The 16215-nt window shown below is 65.1% G+C and carries 15 protein-coding genes and 1 tRNA gene; 10 read left to right on the forward strand and 6 right to left on the reverse strand.

Annotated features, from left to right (window positions below; translation table 11 throughout):
• On the forward strand, positions 1-934 hold a 934-nt coding region (locus Q1U94_RS07775), incomplete at its 5' end, for a YfbK domain-containing protein (RefSeq protein ID WP_300543165.1).
• 72 nt (positions 935-1006) lie between these two features.
• Complete coding sequence (locus tag Q1U94_RS07780) at positions 1007-1576, forward strand: hypothetical protein (protein ID WP_300543166.1); 570 nt, start codon at positions 1007-1009, stop codon at positions 1574-1576.
• A gap of 69 nt (positions 1577-1645) precedes the next feature.
• Here the strand turns inward: Q1U94_RS07780 and Q1U94_RS07785 are convergent, their stop codons facing one another.
• Positions 1646-4717, reverse strand: coding sequence for a TonB-dependent receptor (locus tag Q1U94_RS07785; protein WP_300543168.1), 3072 nt, complete (start codon positions 4715-4717; stop codon positions 1646-1648).
• A 528-nt stretch (positions 4718-5245) separates the two neighbouring features.
• On the opposite strand from Q1U94_RS07785, the gene Q1U94_RS07790 reads away from it, so the two are divergent.
• Positions 5246-5332, forward strand: a tRNA-Leu gene (locus Q1U94_RS07790).
• 82 nt (positions 5333-5414) lie between these two features.
• Here Q1U94_RS07790 and Q1U94_RS07795 read toward each other — a convergent pair.
• Positions 5415-6125 carry a TetR/AcrR family transcriptional regulator gene (locus Q1U94_RS07795; protein ID WP_300543169.1) on the reverse strand — a complete coding sequence of 237 codons (711 nt, stop codon included), beginning with the start codon at positions 6123-6125 and terminating at the stop codon, positions 5415-5417.
• A gap of 177 nt (positions 6126-6302) precedes the next feature.
• On the opposite strand from Q1U94_RS07795, the gene Q1U94_RS07800 reads away from it, so the two are divergent.
• Both Q1U94_RS07800 and Q1U94_RS07805 read left to right on the forward strand, forming a co-directional pair.
• Positions 6303-8639, forward strand: a complete 2337-nt coding sequence (locus Q1U94_RS07800) for a TonB-dependent receptor (protein ID WP_300543170.1) — start codon at positions 6303-6305, stop codon at positions 8637-8639.
• 63 nt (positions 8640-8702) lie between these two features.
• Complete coding sequence (locus Q1U94_RS07805; RefSeq protein ID WP_300543172.1) at positions 8703-9578, forward strand: alpha/beta hydrolase; 876 nt, start codon at positions 8703-8705, stop codon at positions 9576-9578.
• A 107-nt stretch (positions 9579-9685) separates the two neighbouring features.
• Here Q1U94_RS07805 and Q1U94_RS07810 read toward each other — a convergent pair whose 3' ends face one another.
• Together Q1U94_RS07810 and Q1U94_RS07815 are read right to left on the reverse strand one after the other, a co-directional pair.
• Complete coding sequence (locus tag Q1U94_RS07810) at positions 9686-9946, reverse strand: hypothetical protein (protein WP_300543173.1); 261 nt, start codon at positions 9944-9946, stop codon at positions 9686-9688.
• Positions 9947-10032: 86 nt separating this feature from the next.
• The gene (locus tag Q1U94_RS07815; protein ID WP_300543174.1) at positions 10033-10734 is read right to left on the reverse strand and encodes a hypothetical protein; all 702 of its coding nucleotides are present in this window, start codon (positions 10732-10734) and stop codon (positions 10033-10035) included.
• 96 nt (positions 10735-10830) lie between these two features.
• On the opposite strand from Q1U94_RS07815, the gene Q1U94_RS07820 reads away from it, so the two are divergent.
• From Q1U94_RS07820 to Q1U94_RS07835, 4 genes are all read left to right on the forward strand, one after another.
• The gene (locus Q1U94_RS07820; protein ID WP_300543175.1) at positions 10831-11454 is read left to right on the forward strand and encodes a DNA-3-methyladenine glycosylase 2 family protein; all 624 of its coding nucleotides are present in this window, start codon (positions 10831-10833) and stop codon (positions 11452-11454) included.
• Positions 11455-11545: 91 nt separating this feature from the next.
• Positions 11546-12145 carry a hypothetical protein gene (locus Q1U94_RS07825; RefSeq protein WP_300543176.1) on the forward strand — a complete coding sequence of 200 codons (600 nt, stop codon included), beginning with the start codon at positions 11546-11548 and terminating at the stop codon, positions 12143-12145.
• A gap of 25 nt (positions 12146-12170) precedes the next feature.
• Positions 12171-12458, forward strand: coding sequence for a hypothetical protein (locus Q1U94_RS07830; RefSeq protein WP_300543177.1), 288 nt, complete (start codon positions 12171-12173; stop codon positions 12456-12458).
• 141 nt (positions 12459-12599) lie between these two features.
• Positions 12600-13571, forward strand: coding sequence for a nitronate monooxygenase family protein (locus Q1U94_RS07835; protein WP_300543178.1), 972 nt, complete (start codon positions 12600-12602; stop codon positions 13569-13571).
• Position 13572: 1 nt separating this feature from the next.
• On the opposite strand, the gene Q1U94_RS07840 is transcribed toward Q1U94_RS07835, so the two are convergent.
• Complete coding sequence (locus Q1U94_RS07840) at positions 13573-14229, reverse strand: HAD hydrolase-like protein (RefSeq protein ID WP_300543179.1); 657 nt, start codon at positions 14227-14229, stop codon at positions 13573-13575.
• A 171-nt stretch (positions 14230-14400) separates the two neighbouring features.
• On the reverse strand, positions 14401-15519 hold the full coding sequence (gene ald, locus Q1U94_RS07845; protein ID WP_300543180.1) for an alanine dehydrogenase: 1119 nt from the start codon (positions 15517-15519) through the stop codon (positions 14401-14403).
• Between the two features lie 205 nt (positions 15520-15724).
• Here ald and Q1U94_RS07850 point away from each other — a divergent pair, with 205 nt between their 5' ends.
• Positions 15725-16213 (forward strand): Lrp/AsnC family transcriptional regulator, encoded by a 489-nt coding sequence (locus Q1U94_RS07850; RefSeq protein WP_300543181.1) that lies wholly within the window; start codon positions 15725-15727, stop codon positions 16211-16213.
• Positions 16214-16215: the final 2 nt, after the last annotated feature.

Below are 16215 nucleotides of genomic sequence, written 5' to 3' on the forward strand. Positions count from 1 at the left end.
TGCGCGGCGCATCCACGCGGCGCTGGACCGGTTGCATGCCGGTGGGTCGACCGCGGGCGGGGCCGGTCTGGAACTGGCCTATTCGCTGGCGCGGGAGAATTTCGACGAGGATGCGGTGAACCGCGTCATGCTGCTCACCGATGGCGATTTCAATGTCGGCGTCACGCGCGACGAGAGCCTGGAAGACTATGTCGCCCGCCAGCGCGACAGCGGCATCTATCTCTCCGTGATGGGTTTCGGCCGCGGCAATTACAATGACCGCATGATGCAGCTCATCGCCCAGGCCGGGAATGGCACGGCGGGCTATATCGACAGCCGTCAGGAAGCCCGGCGCATGCTGGTCGAGGAAAGCTTCTCCTCGCTCTTCCCCATTGCCAACGATGTGAAAATCCAGGTGGAGTTCAACCCTGCCCGCGTCGCCGAATACCGGCTGATCGGGTATGAAACGCGCATGCTGGAGCGGGCGGACTTCAACAATGATGCCGTCGATGCCGGCGAGATCGGATCGGGTCATGCTGTCACCGCGATCTACGAGATTGCCGCGCCGGGGTCGGACGGTGTCCTGATGGATCCGCTGCGCTATGGCGGGCAGGGCCGGGAGGATCCGGACCTCTCCGGCGAATTCGGCCTTTTGCGGCTGCGCTACAAGGAACCGGGCGAAGACGAGAGCCTTCTCATCGAACGTCCGGTCACCGATGCCGATGCGGTTGAACGCTTTGCCGATGCGGGCCGCGAGGTACGCTTTTCGATCCAGGTCGCCGGTTTCGCGCAATTGCTGCGCGGCGATCCCTATATTGGGGGCGAGTACGACTGGAATACGGTGATCGGCCTTGCCGGCGACGCGCTGGGGCCCGACGCCTTCGGTTATCGCGCCGAATTCCTCGAACTGGTCGAACGGGCGCGGGATATCGGCGAGCGGCCGGCCAAGCCCTGATTCCGGGCCGGTCTTGCCTGACATCGCGCTTGTGCGACAGTACGGCGGCAGAGAGACGGATCAGGAGGGGAGATGATGATGCGTGCAGGTCTTGGCGCATGGATGACGGGGGCCGCGTGCGCTGCGGTATTCGCCGGCATGGCAATGGCCCAGGAGGATCCAGTCGAACGCTGCCGCCAGGCTGCGACCGACAGCGAGCGGATCGCCTGTCTCGAGGCGGCCCTTCGGGCCCGCACACCGGATGCCGCAGACAGTGTTGCGCCTCGGCCCGCACCGCGCCCGGATCCGGTTTCCCCGCCGGCAGCCGCCACTTCGGCCGGGCCGGCTCCTGTCGTGGGCCTGGGCGCCGAACAGGTCGAAGCGCGCCGGGAGCGGGGCCGGCCCGGCAGCGGCCGTGACGAGCCCGCCGTGCGCGTGCAGGCGGCCATCGCGGATTTCCGCGAAATCCCCTATCGCCGGCTCGAGGTTACCCTCGACAACGGCCAGGTCTGGCGCCAGATTGACGGCGACCGCCAGCGCGTCGTCGGCCGGATGCGGGCCGGCCGCACCTATACGGCGGATGTTTTCGAGGGTGTGTTCGACAGTTATCGTCTGCGGATCAACGAAATCGCCCGGACAATCCAGGTCGAGCGCATTCGCTAGCCTTCAAGGTTCAGCAGACATGAAAACGGGCGGCTTGCGCCGCCCGTTCCCGTGTTCGCCCGGGCCGGTCTAGAACCGCCGGCTCAGTGTGATGAAGGCGCGCCGCCCGATCAGGTCGTGGCCTGACTGGGTGACGAGGTTCATCCGCGAGGGACCTTCGCCCTGGTCGATCATGGGCGGTGTCTCGTCGGTGAGATTGTTCACCCCGACAGAGAGGTTCCACTCGTCCTGATAGAAGGTCAGCGCCAGGTCGTGGACCGTGTAGGCATCGGAGAAGTCCACATCGCGGCACATGCCGCCGGTCACGCCCAGAAGGTCGCAGGCCGTGCGCGTACCGGTGGGATCGGTGGCCACAGGTGCGTCGGAATTGTCCTGCTGTCCCTCGCCGAGATAACGGGTCCGCCAGCGCAGCGACCAGGGACCGCGGTCCGCGACCGCGCTGAACTGGGCCTGCCATTCCGGCGAGCCGATCTCGCCGACATTGTCGTCGACGATCGAGGCCGGATCGACCTGTTCGAGCTGTTCCAGATACTGGGCCGCATTGAAGATCAGCGTCAGCTCGGTGCGGTCGTCGATGAAGTCCAGCGGCGTGTTGTAACGGATATTATAGTCGATACCCGTCGAACTGATCAGGCCGACATTGATGAAGCCCGCCTCGACCAGCTGCACCGTCGCGGTCGCCGGATTGCCGGTATTCCGCGTGATGCGGTCACAGGCCGGGTCGGCGAGGTTCGGCTGGTTGTTGTAGCAGTTCGCCAACAGGTCCTGGGCCCGGGTTTCCTCGATCGTGTTTTCGACCTGGATGTCGAAATAGGTCACCGACACGTCGAGATTGGAGGCCCCGAACGAATTCTGGAACACGAAGCCGAAGGTCAGGGACTCCGACGTTTCCGCTTCCAGATTCGTGCTGCCGCCGGTCTGGGTGGTGATACCGGTCGTGGCCAGCAGGCCCAGCTGGGTCGGATCGGCTCCGTCGGCAACGCAATTGTCGAGGACGGTCTGCGACCGGGTTTCTCCGCTGGGATCGTAGACACCGCCATTATTGGCCGTTTGCGGCACGATACAGGGGTCGTTGCCGCCCCCGATGGTTCCCGTGGAGCCTGCCAGGAACTGCTCGCGCAGATTGGGTGCCCGGAAGGTGGTGCCGAAGGTCGAGCGCAGGCGCAGGAAGTCGGTCGCCTGCCAGTCCACCTTGACCGAATAGGTCGTGTCGTCGCCGAAATTCTCCTCCTCGGTGAAACGGCCCGACAGGTTGAGGGTCAGGGTGTCGAAGATCGGAATTTCGGTTTCCGCGAAGACCTCGTAGAGCGAGGTCCGGCCAACGGTGGGCCGCTCGGTGTCGGGGATTTCCGACGCTGCGAGACCGCCGACACGGGTGATGTCGTTGATCGAGTTGATCCGGTTCTCCCGGAACTCCGACCCCAGCACCAGGCCGACGGGACCGGCCGGCAGATCGAAGACATCGCCGGTGAAGATGGACTGGAAGTGGACCTGCTCCAGCTCGGTGATGTTGATCGACTGGCCGAACAGGAAATTCTCTTCCGCCTCCGTGGCGAACCGCTTGTTGCCGCCGTCGCTGACGAAGAGTGTAGGCGAGAAGAAGTCGACGAGGACACAGTCCTGCGGCGTCAGGAAGCCGAAGGAGAGCGCCGTACGCTCAAGACCGCAGACCGGGTCGCCATTGACGTCGAGACGCAATGTGTCGAGCGCTTCCCGCACGGCATTCTCGTTCATGATGGGCTGTGAGGCGGTGCCATAGGAGCGGTCGTAGGCGAGGCTGACGTCATAGACCCAGTTGCGCTCGCCGAACCAGGGCAGGGCGACATCGCCCTCAAGACCGCCGACGGCGCGGAAAACCGACACGTCGGACTTGCGGCGCTGGGCCAGGCCCTGCGTCGTGTAGACCGGCAGGGCATCCTCGTCGAACGGGTTGAGCGGATTGTCGAACATCTGCAGCGATCCGTCCGGATTGACCAGAAGATTGCCGTTCGCGTCCTCCATGGGGATCTCGGCCGGCACGCCGGGGAAGATCTGCTCGTTGGTAAAGCGCCCCACCGAGTTTCTCGTGGCGTAGGACAGTTCGAAATACAGCGTGTCCCGCGAGAACAGGTCGATGTCGTAGAAGCCCGAGCCGAAGAAGTTCATGCGCTCGAGATTTTCCAGCAGCTGGGTGTCACGTTCCTCGTTCTGCAGGCTGTAGGCGTCCTGTTCGAAGAAGTGCTGGCCGGTATCGGCCAGAACGCCGGCGGCCGACGACCAGCCGGGAATGCCGACATCGGTGAAGCCGGGCGTGCGCCAGACGAAACCCTGGCTGCCCAGGAAGACGGCATCGTCCGGACGCCGGTCCATGCAGACCGAATGGGTCTGGCCGGTTGTCTCGTCGACATCGATATCGCGCAGGCAGTCATTCCAGTGGCTGCGATCGCCTGCGATGACGGCCGTACGATTGTAGAACTCGGCCGCCACAGTGAAATTGCCCCGATCGTTCGAGGCCCCGCCGATAAAGGAGGCTTGCAGCACTTCGCCGCCATTGTTCTCCGGGATCGACGAGAATGCGGTCATCTCCAGGCCGTCATACTCCTGGCGCAGGATGATGTTGGCAACGCCCGCCACGGCGTCCGCGCCGTAGACGGATGACGCCCCGTCGGTGAGCAGTTCGATCCGGTCGATCATCGAGCTGGGGATCAGGTTGAGGTCCGGTGCGACCGGTGCACCGCGCACGCCCGACGGGCCGATGCGGCGGCCGTTGACCAGAAGCAGGGTGCGTTCCGCGGAGAGGCCGCGCAGGGCCACGGTGGCCGCGCCCGGCCCGTTCACGGGCACGCCTTCGACGGCAGCCGTGGGCGAGCCGGAATTGATCGAGCCGTCCAGCTGAACCCCCGACACTACTGGCGATTCCGCTATGAGCTGCGTGGTGTCTGTAATCCCGATCTGCCGGCCGGCCTCCCCATCGATCACCTGGAGCGGCGAAATGGCCGAAAACTCGTCCCGGCGCAGGCGTGAACCGGTAACGACAATGCGTTCGTCGGCCTGGGTGTCGGTCTCGTCCTGGGCCAGCGCGGCCGGCGCCAGGGCAAGCCCCGATACGACGAGGCCGCAGGCAGCCGTCGTGCGCAACAGGTGTGATGTAAGACGTGGCATGGGTATCCCTCCCTATATTGTGGATCGCGCCATGCTTTTCTTCGTGCATGGCGCCGGGAGAGTGTCATGAATTAACAAGGCGCACGACTTCAGTGAGTCGAATATTTGGTTTGTAGCAATCCCGCACAGGTAGAAAAACTTTTTTCGATTTCACCGGTCTAGCCCGAAAACTTCCAGTGTGTGATCGTTAGGCATTTGAAAAAGCGCGACAAAAATTCAATTCCACTGTGGGGAATATGCCACGCAGAAGGGATTTTTTGTCCGACAATTCAACTTGAGGGAGATTTTTGTGCAACCGGCGTCAAAGTGTAAGTAAAAACAGTTTTATAATAAATAAGAAAATAGTTCGTAAAATATGGAGAGCGCTAACATAGCGGAGTGGTCGCGATTCGAGTGTTTCCCGTCATCGATGGGCGCCTGAGCGAGGCATCCCTTGGTTGATCCGGGGGTGTCGCGGCGGCACCGGCCCCCTGTTTCGTCCTCTGGCCAGGTCACCGAACGCGTGTAGGATCACGGATGCCTACCGGCGCGGGCGTGGCGGAATTGGTAGACGCATCAGACTTAAAATCTGCCGGCCGCAAGGCCGTGCCGGTTCGAGTCCGGCCGCCCGCACCATTTCTGTCATTGCTTCCGTTGCGCTCGAACGCGAGCCCGGCTGTGCCAACGGTGCCGAGATTCGTGCTTGCACGAAGGATGCTCAGGGCTGAGGGGCGGCGCCGCCCGGCCGGGCCGGGGGCAGCGCCTCGATCCCCTTGCCGAACACTTCGCACATGCGCTCGACGATCGTCGCGGCATCGGCGGAGTCGCACAGCCCGCCGGAAAGGTGGTCGATACGGCCGGTCTGGGCCAGCGACAGCGTGATGGCGCCGGACATCATGTGATAGAACCAGTAGAGGTCGGCGAGCGCGCAGTCCGGCCGCACCTCTTTCAGAAGTTCCACAAAGCGTTGCGTCACCGCGTCGAAGGGGGAGGAGTCATGCCCGATCTCCTCGGGCACCGGCGCGCTGTTGAGCCGGGCGATCAGGGCGCCGTAGTGGCGATGGCCAGGCGTGCCGTCGAGGATGAAGCTGAAAGTAGGCTCAAGATAGGCACGCACCAGGCCGGGACCGGTCATTCGTCCGGCGTGCGCTTTCGCATAGGCCTTCAGCGAGACGCTGCGGCGTTCGTTCACCATTTCGGCCCGACGCTCCAGAACGGCATCGATCACGCCCGCCTTGGTGCCGAAATAATAATGGATCAGCGCTGTATCGACACCCGATTCCCCGGCGATCTGGCGCATCGAGACCGCCTCGAAACCGGCCTGCGCGAACAACGCCTCGGCCGCATCGAGAATCCGCTCGCGCGACTCCTCGCGCCGGTCGGCCTGACGGCGCCGCCGGCGGGGTGGGGCGGAAGTCTGCGGACTCACCGGATCGGGCTCCTCGATGCATATGCCTCTGTCATGTCGCACGAATCCGCGCGTTTCGCCAAGCATCTACCCATTGGGCCAATAAATTTATTAAACGATAAATAAATATCTTGACTTCACCCGGCAATCCAGCGTCAATCCGCTCACAAGCGCGAAAACGCGCCGAGGGAGGAAAGCATGAACAAGGGGACCGGCCCGCGCCTGCGGGCCTATCTTTTGGCGGGCGTGGCCGCCGGCCTGCTGTGCGCAGGAAGCGCCGCTGGACAGCAGGAGGCCGCCACGGCCGGCGAAGGGGTGACCGCTGTCGAGACGATCGTGGTCACGGCCCGGCGCCGCGAGGAAAGCCTGATCGAGGTACCGGTCGCGATGACGGTGCAGAGCGCCGAGGCGCTGGACCTGTCGGGCGCGGCCGATATCACCGCGCTCCAGCGCGACACGCCCAACCTGACGCTTCAGCCGGCCCGTGCGACCAATTCCACGATCACGGCCTTCATCCGGGGCATCGGTCAGCAGGATCCGCTGTGGGGATTCGAGCCGGGCATCGGCCTCTATATCGACGACGTCTACGTGGCGCGGCCGCAAGGTGCGATCCTGGACATACTCGATGTGGAGCGCGTGGAGGTGCTGCGCGGTCCGCAGGGCACGCTTTACGGCCGCAACACGATCGGTGGTGCGATCAAATTCGTCACTGCCCGGCTCGACCACGAGCCGGCGTTCGCCATCCGGACCAATCTGGGCGAATACAATCAGCGCGACCTGATCGTCTCGGGCTCGGCACCGCTCTCCGGTACGCTACGCGCCGGCGGTGCGCTGGGCATCTATCGCCGGGACGGCTACGGCACAAATCTGTGGACCGGCGCCGATATCGGCAATCGCGAGAGCCTGTCCGCGCGGGTGACGGTCGAGTTCGAACCGGCGCCGGACTGGTTCTTCCGCCTGACCGCCGACCGGGTCGACGATGACAGCAATGCCAATCCGGGCCATCGCGAACTGCCCGTGCCGGCGGCCTTCGGAGTGCCGCCCTTCACCACCCTGTTCGGCATCGACATTCCGGCCGGGGCCTTCCCGGTCACGGCGGACGCCTATGACAGCTGGGCCGGAGTGGACGAGACCAATGAGGTGATCACACAGGGTGTGGCCCTGACCGGCGAGTGGACGATCAGCGACCATCTCACCTTCAAGACCGTGACCGCCTGGCGGGACGGCGAGACGCACGGCGAAGGCATCGATTTCGACGGAACGCCCGAACCCGTTCTCGATATTCTCGCGCCCGAAACGGTTTACGACGACGACCAGTTCTCGCAGGAATTCCAGCTTCTGTTCGATCACGACCGCTGGCGCGGCGTGGCCGGCGTCTACTATCTCGACGCCTATGCCAGCGGCGGCTATGACACGGTTCTGGCGATCGGCGCGGCGGCGGTGCCGGGCGCGCCGACTCCGAATTTCACCCAGGGTACGAGCGGCCATGTCGACACCACGTCCCTGGCTCTGTTCGGCGAGTTCGACATCGATCTTGCCGACCGCTGGACGCTGACCCTGGGCGGTCGCTGGACCCGCGACGAGAAGACCGGGACCGTGTTCAAGGCGAACTACTTCGGCCTGGGCTCGCCGGTCTCCGGGACGCCGAACACGCCCTTCCAGGTGCTGACCGATTACACCGCCGGGCGCACCTTCGAGGAGTTCACACCGCGTCTCGGCGTCAGCTACCGGATCAGCGACACGCTGAATGCCTATCTCAGCTACGGCCGCGGCTTCAAGTCGGGCGGGTTCGACATGCGCGGCGACGCCACCGCCACCCCGGCGACGATGGAGGGTTACGACCCCGAGACCGTCGACTCTGTCGAACTGGGTCTCAAGGGCTATCTCTTCGGCGACCGCGTGCGCTTCGCTGCTGCGGTGTTCAATGCCAGCTATGACGGCCAGCAGGTGACCAGCCAGCAGGTCAATTCGGTCGGCACCGGCCTTGTCAGCTTCATCGACAATGTCGGTAGTTCCACCATCCGCGGCGCCGAACTGGAAACGCAGGCACGACTGGGCGGCGGGTTCAGCCTGGATCTGGCGCTGGGCTATGTCGATGCGGCGTTCGAGGAATACCTGGCCTATGTGCCCAATGATGCGCCGCCGCCGGCCTTCGTACTGGCTGACGTGTCGGCGATGCGCCAGTTCCAGAACACGCCGGACTGGACCGGTTCTCTGGCTCTCAACCACCATGCGGACGGGGTGATGAACGGCGCGCTGGACCTGCGTGCAGCGCTGTCCTGGCGCGGCGACAGCTCGATGTTCGAGACACCCGCTCCCGAGATCGACCAGGAGGCCTATTCACTCCTCGACATCAGCGCGGTCTGGACCTCAAACACCGGCCGCTGGCGGGCCGGCCTGCATGGCCGCAATCTCGGCGACGAACGGTATCGCACCGGCGGCTATTACTTCCCGGGCCTGGCCTATGGCGACAGCGTGATCGGCTTCTACGGGCCGCCGCGTACAGTCTTTGCGTCGCTGGAATACCGTTATTGATCGCCCAGCCGGACCGGTCGCCGCGCGCCAACCCGGCGGCCGGTCCGCATCTCAGGACATGCCATGACCTCAATTGCCGCCCCGACCGAGTTTTTCTGGAAGTCCGCGGACGGGCTAGACCTCTTTGCTCGCGACTACGGTCCCGCAGATGCGGGCCGTGTACCGGTGATCTGCATCCCCGGCCTCACCCGCAACAGCCTGGACTACGAAGATGTGGCGCCCTGGCTGGCCGGGCTGGACCGGCGCACGATCGCCGTCGATCTGCGCGGGCGCGGACGTTCGCAGACCGCCGACCCCGCCAGCTACCACCTGTCCGTCTACGTGCAGGACATCCTCGCCCTCTTGGACGTGATGGGTCTGGAAAAGGCCCATATCCTCGGCACTTCGCTGGGAGGGATGGTCGCCATGCAGATGGCCCGTTCTCACCTGAGACGGCTGGCAGGTGCGGTACTCAACGATATCGGGCCGACAATCGAGCGGGCCGGGATCGAGCGGATTTCCGGCTATGCGTCCAGCGCGCCGCCGGTCGAGAACTGGACCGATGCCGTCGCCCATGCCCGCCATATCGCGGGCACGGTTTTCCCGCACTACAGCGAGCGGGACTGGCAGCGCTTTGCGGCGCGCATGTATGTCGAAACGCCGGAAGGCGGGCTGCAGCCGGCCTACGATCCCGCTGTGGCCCGGCAGGCCCCGTCCTGGCTCATGCCGCTGGCGCGTTTCGTCATGTGGCGCAATTTCCGCCGCCTTGCCCGGCATCGCCCTGCACTGGTGTTGCGCGGGCAGGACTCGGACATTCTCTCCGCTGACACGGTCGCGCGGATGCGCCGTCAGGCGCCGGGCCTTCAAAGCCGGGAAATCCCCGGCGCCGCTCACACGCCCGATCTCAACGAACCGGCCTCTCGCGAGGCACTGCACGACTTCTTTGCGTCTGCGGCCTGACGGTTCTGAGCTGGCGGGCCTGTTCCCGGCGCCATGTGCCGGTTTTCACAAGCTTGCCGGGCGTGATGTCCCTGTGGTGACGCCTGCGGCACTGACGATCCGGGCCGCTAGAGCGAGCGGCCGAAATCGGCGCTCATCAGCATGATCGTCACCAGGATGGCCGGTGCCATGGCCAGGGCGGCGGCCATGATCACTACGGCGCCGAATATCCAGGTGAGCAAGGCCAGGACGAGCGCGATATTGCCGAGAAAGGGCAGCAAGGCGCGCCCGGGATCTCGCGCGAGTTCACGCAGCATCCAGCCGAGGACGGGAATGGCGAAGACGAAGCGGGCCAGGCCCTGCGGCCGGGCCGCGGGAGACGTGTGCATGCAGGCAAACTCCGGATCTGCAGAATGGCGTGCCGGTTAGCACGGGCGGGTATGGGCCGGCGATGCGGCAAACCGTCTCCCGCCGGTCAGCGGCGCCGTCGGATCATGGTCCGGAGCCGCAGGACGGTCAGTATCACGCCGGCCAGGCCGAACAGGATGGCGATCAGGGAGGTGACCTTGATCCACCAGGAATTGAAGTTTTCCCGCGTCGACCAGTCCATGATGTGGACGCCCCAGAACCAGTCATAGACCCGCCACAGCGTGGTGCGCACGGCGCGCAGCTCGCCGGTCTGGCTATTGATGTAGAGCGTGGCGGGGTCGGCCGGCCCGAATTCGAAACGCCAGGCCGGCACGGTCAGGCCGGCCTCGCGCGGCGGCGTTTCGACCAGGGTCTGGTCCTGCAGCTCTCCGGTTCCGGTATAGCGCGTCAAGGCGATGCGGCGGGCGAGGACCTCGTCAACGGGTGTCAGATCCGCGCCGGTCCGGGCATCGATCATCTGCGGGCCGTCTCCGGTTTCCAGGCGCCAGACCGGATCGCCTGCAAGCCAGCCCGTGCGAACCGACACCACATCGCTGTCCTGTGCGGCCAGGATATCGGCCAGCGGCAGGGCGTCTTCGGCCCAGTCAATCGCGCGCTCTTCGGCCGGTGTGCGCAGATGTTCGCCCCGCACGATCTCGATTGGCCAGAGCACCATCGCCAGGCCCGAGATCAGCCACAGCATCACCTGGATGCCGACGGCAACGCCCAGCCAGAGATGGACCTGGCTCATCAGCCGGAAAAACCGCATGCGGACCCCCTCGCGTTTGCGGTGAGAGCATTACCGCCGTGGACAAGCTCGGCAAGCCGCCTTCCGCACGTTGCAGGTGTGCGCTAGCGTATCCGCATGCCGCATCGGGACGTTCACAACCATCTCCTGACTGTCGCGGAGCCGTTGTTCCCGTCGCTCCACCAGGCCATCGCCAGATTGGGCCCGCTGGAATTTCCGTGCCGGGATACGGTGCCCTTTCCGCACTATCTCTGCCGCGCCATTGCCGGACAGCAGATATCGGTCCGGGCGGCGCAGAGCATCTGGGCCCGGGTTGAGGGCAGCGCCGGGGACACGCCGTTGCTGGATCACTTCACCGAGGCCAACATCGGCGTGCTGCGCGCCTGCGGCCTGTCCGGCGCCAAGACGAAAACCATTATCGCCATCGCCGATACGCATCGCGAGACCGGTCTGGATGCCGGCGCCTTACGTGCACTCAGCGTGGCCGAACGCACGGCGCGGCTCACATCGATGTGGGGTGTGGGGCAATGGACGGCCGACATGATGAACATGTTCTATTTCGGCGAGACCGATATCTGGCCGGACGGCGATGTCGCAGCGCGGAAGACGCTGGAACGCCTCACCTCCAGGCGCCGCAAGACAGTGCGCACGGCCGCGCGCTTCAAGCCCTACCGGTCCTGGCTGGCGCTCTACATGTGGGCGCATGCGGATGCGCCGCCGGACGGGGAGCCGGCGGGGTAGGGGCGGAACCGGCGACCAACTTCTGCCTTGCCTGGCGGCGACGCGCATCTTAAACTTGTGTTTCGTTGCGAGCTTCGTCTCCGGGGGGACCATGCGATTTATCCTGGTCGTAATGACGGCACTGGCCGTGACCGCCTGCGGAACCCCGCAGGCGGTCCGGGACCTGTCGACGGCCCAGATCGAGGCCATCGACGTGGCGATCGCGAATGCGGCCCGTCAGCGCGAAGACCTCGTCGGGTTGGCCAATGCACGCTGTGCGGCGCACCAGGCGGAACAGCGCGCGCTCTACGCAGCGGAGCGCGAACGCCAGCTGGGCTTTCTGGCACAGACCGAAGACCGGGCTGACCGGCTTGAGATCCTCGGAAATCTCGAATCCTCGCGGGATCTGAGCGAAGCGAGGATCGCGTCCAAGAACAGGCAGTGTGCAGAACTGGCCATCGCGCTGGAAAGCCAGGTCGAACATCTGCGTGCCATTCGCGACGCGCAGGCGACCATAGATCAGGCCGTGGCAAGGGACGATCCCCTGTCCCGGCTGGGCCGGCGGCTGGTCGGGGAGGAGGCCTACAACACGGTGGAGAGCCGCCTCGACCTGTTGCAGACGCTCTACCGCGACAATCAGGACGACATCGAAACCCTGACCTCAGGCATTTTCGGCTCCGGCTCCGATGCCGACTCCGGAGACGGCAATTGACCCCTCGGCCCCAAAGGACTGGACCATGCCCGACACAACCGGAATGAGCCGCGAGGATATCAGGGCGCTGATCGCCGAGCTCGAGACGGCTGCCGAAGGTGTGCCCGGCCTGGCCGGGTCCGAACTCGCGACGCGGCTTTTCGATCTGAAAAGCCGGCTGATCGCCATGGATTACGAAATACCGGCGATCAAGCCGACGGATTCCAGCGAGCTGCGGCGCCTGATCGAAGAGGCCAGACAGGCCGAGGCCAATGCCGGCGAGCGGGCCGGATTGCTCAACCAGCTGCTCGATCTCCTGGTGGCGCGGATCTGAACGGCGCAGCGCTGCGCATACGCTTCACCGCCCGCTCGACATCCCATACCCGTCCCTCTAACGTCCCCCTGAACGCTGTTCACGCGCATAGCGCCACAAGAAGCGCAGGCGCGGCTGGTCGTTGAAACAAGGGGACACTCCATGGCCGAACCGGATATCCTGAAGGGAAAGCTGCGCCTGCCCGTGATCGGCGCGCCGCTGTTCATCATCTCCAATCCCGATCTCGTCCTGGCCCAGTGCAAGGCCGGTATTGTCGGCGCCTTCCCGGCGCTCAATGCCCGCCCGGTCAGTCAGCTGGACGAATGGCTGGACCGCATCACCTCGGAACTGGAGAGCTATAATCGCGCCCATCCCGACGCGCCCGCCGCGCCCTTCGCGGTGAACCAGATCGTGCACCGCTCCAATGCGCGGCTCGAAGAGGACATGGCGCTGTGCGAAAAATACAAGGTGCCGGTCGTCATCACGTCTCTGGGCGCGCGCGAGGATGTGAACCAGGCGGTCCAGTCCTGGGGCGGGATCACCCTGCACGACGTGATCAACCAGCGCTTTGCCCACAAGGCGATCGAAAAGGGTGCGACAGGCCTGATCTGCGTTTCGGCCGGGGCCGGCGGCCATGCCGGCGCCCTTTCGCCCTTCGGCTTCATCGCCGAGACGCGCGAATGGTTCGACGGGCCGATCCTGTGCTCCGGCGCCATCTCGACCGGCGGCGGGGTGCTGGCCGCCCAGGCCATGGGCGCCGACTATGCCTATGTCGGCTCGGCTTTCATCGCCACCGAAGAGGCCCGCGCCGACGCCGCCTACAAGCAGGGAATCGTCGAGGGCACGGCGGAGGACATCGTCTACACCAATCTCTTTACCGGCGTGCACGGCAATTATCTCAAGAGCTCGATCCTGGCGGCGGGACTCGATCCGAACGATCTGCCCGAAAGCGATCCCTCGGCGATGAATTTCGGCTCCGGCGGCGGCTCCAAGGCCAAGGCGTGGAAGGATATCTGGGGGTCCGGACAGGGGATCGGTTCGGTGAAGGCCGTACGCCCGGCGGCCGACTTCATCGCCCGGCTGGCCGCGGAGTATGACGCGGCGAAGGCGCGCGTTTGCGGCCGGGACGCCTGACTCAGGCCTGGCGCACGCGGGGCTGGGCGCTGAGCACGCAATCCGCGATCTCGCCGGGGGCCCGGAACATCGCGTCCGGTGCCTGTTCGGCGAGGATTGCCTCGGTGGCGAAGCCCCAGCTCACTGCCCCGGCGGCACAGCCCGCCTCGCGCGCTGCGTCGATGTCGCGGACTTCGTCACCCACGCTCAGGGTTCGTGCCGGGGTGATGCCGGTCTTTCGGATCGTCCTGCGGAATACCGAGGCCTTGCCGAACAGAGCGGCGCCGCAGGCGAAGATCTCGATATGCCGGCACAGCGCATCGCCCAGCACGGCGCGCACGGCCGTTTCGCCGTTGGAGCTGACGATGGCGAGTTTGACGCCGCCGGCGGCCAGCATCTCGATCATGCTGCAAATCCCGTCGAAGAGATGGATCTGATCGACATTCTCGGCGGCCCGGGCGCGCACATCGGCGGCGAGAAAGGGGATTTTCCAGGCCGGAATGTCCAGCTCGTCCATGATCGCCCTGGGCGGCAGGCCGCGCAGCCTTTCGGCCTTCTCGTCGTCGACCGGTGGCAGGCCGTGTTTGTCGACGACATCGCCCAGCACCGAGCGGAACCAGGTCAGGCTGTCGGCCAGCGTGCCGTCGAAATCGAATATGACCAGGTCGTAGCGCGCCAATGTACCCTGTCCCGCATCCGGCGTTTTCCAGCGCCGCGAAGCGGCCTCCCCATCCGGCCAGGCTGGCCGATTCCTGCAACAGCTATATGTCGTAACCCGGTTTGTCCCATACGAAAACGGGCGGAGGCCGTCCGGCGCTCCGCCCGCTGATTGCGATCGCGCGTCCGGCCGCTAGATCGACGTCAGCCAGTCCGGCTTCCTGAACGGCAGTTTCAGGTCGTCGGCGACCGGCTTGTAGCAGATCTCGCCCTCGGCCGTGTTGAGGCCGCGGGCCAGGTGCGGGTTGGCGTTGAGCGCTTCCTTCGGCCCCTTGTTGGCGATCTCCAGGCCCAGCGGCAGGGTGGCATTGTTCAGCGCCAGGGTGGAGGTGCGGGCATAGGCGCCGGGCATGTTGGCCACGCAATAATGCACGACATTGTCGATGATATAGGTCGGATCGTCGTGCGTGGTCGCCTTGGAGGTCTCGAAACAGCCGCCCTGGTCGATGGCGATGTCGACGAGCACGGCGCCGTCCTTCATTTCGCCCAGCATGGCGCGGGTCACCAGCTTCGGGGCGGCGGCGCCCGGGATCAGCACGGCGCCGATCACGACATCGGCTTCCCTGACAGCCTGTTCGAGCGCCGCGGCGGTGGAATAGGCGGTCTTCACGGCACCGGAGAACTGTTCGTCCAGCTCGGCGAGGCGCTTGTTGGAGCGGTCGAAGACCGTCACGTCGGCGCGTGCGCCGATCGCCATTTCCGCAGCATGGGTGCCGGCGACGCCGCCGCCGATGATCACCACCTTGGCCGGCAGCACGCCGGGGACGCCGCCCAGCATCAGGCCGCGTCCGCCCTGGGCCTTCTGCATGCAGTGCGCGGCTACGGAAACGGACATGCGTCCGGCAACCTGCGACATCGGCGTCAGCAGCGGCAGGCGGCCGTCATTGTCGGTGACGGTCTCGTACGCGATCGACAGGCAGCCGGCCTTGCGCAGGCCTTCCGCCTGTACGGCGTCCGCGGCAAGGTGAAGATAGGTGTAGAGGGTGTGGTGCGGCTGCAGCATCGGGGTTTCCGAAGGCTGGGGCTCCTTTACCTTGACGATCAGTTCGCCCTTCTCGAAGGCGGCCGCCGCGTCCGGGACGATGGTCGCGCCGGCGGCCTCGTACATTTCGTCGGAAAAGCCGATCCCGTCGCCGGCCGTCGACTGGACAAACACCTCGTGGCCGTGACGGACGAATTCCGTGACGCTGTTCGGCGTCAGGCCGACCCGGTATTCGCGGACCTTGATTTCCTTGGGCACCCCGATACGCATGATTGTTTCCCGTTTGCTGGATCGCGCGGCGGGCGATGACGGATTCTTCGATCTGCAGCCCTTCGCGCGAATGAAATTGACATTCGCCATCGCCCGGTGTGAATTATCGTGCACCAAACGATACTGGTGGCGATGTATATACTGGCATTCGCCGCAAATCCAGAATGATCTGCGGCGAAACGTTATAACTCGGGGAGAGTGTTCCGTGCGGCTTGATAGTGTTGATGTCTCCATCCTGACCGAACTCCAGGACCATGGCCGCCTGACCAATGCGGAACTGGCCGAACGGGTCGGCCTTTCGGCCTCGGCCTGCCACCGCCGCGTGAAGGCCCTGGAGCAGGCCGGCGTCATCGATCGCTATGTCGCCATTCTGTCGGAAAAGGCGCTGGGCCGCGGCATCACGGTCTATGTCCAGGTCACGTTGGACAACCAGAAGCGCGAGACGCTGGTCGCCTTCGAGGAGGCGGTCGAAACGGTCCCGGAAGTGATGGAATGCTATCTGATGAGCGGCGATGCGGACTATCTGATCCGTGTCCTGGTGCGCGACGCCAATGATTACGAGCGTGTGCACCGGGAAGTCCTGTCCGGCCTGCCCGGCGTTGCCCGCCTGGTGTCTTCCTTCACCATCCGCCGCGTGTTCTCGCGCACGGCCATGGCCGTGCCCGAGGAGGCCGTGGTGCGCCAGGGCGGGTGACG

The sequence above is a fragment of the Maricaulis sp. genome (assembly GCF_030149515.1).
Classification (GTDB): Bacteria; Pseudomonadota; Alphaproteobacteria; order Caulobacterales; family Maricaulaceae; genus Maricaulis.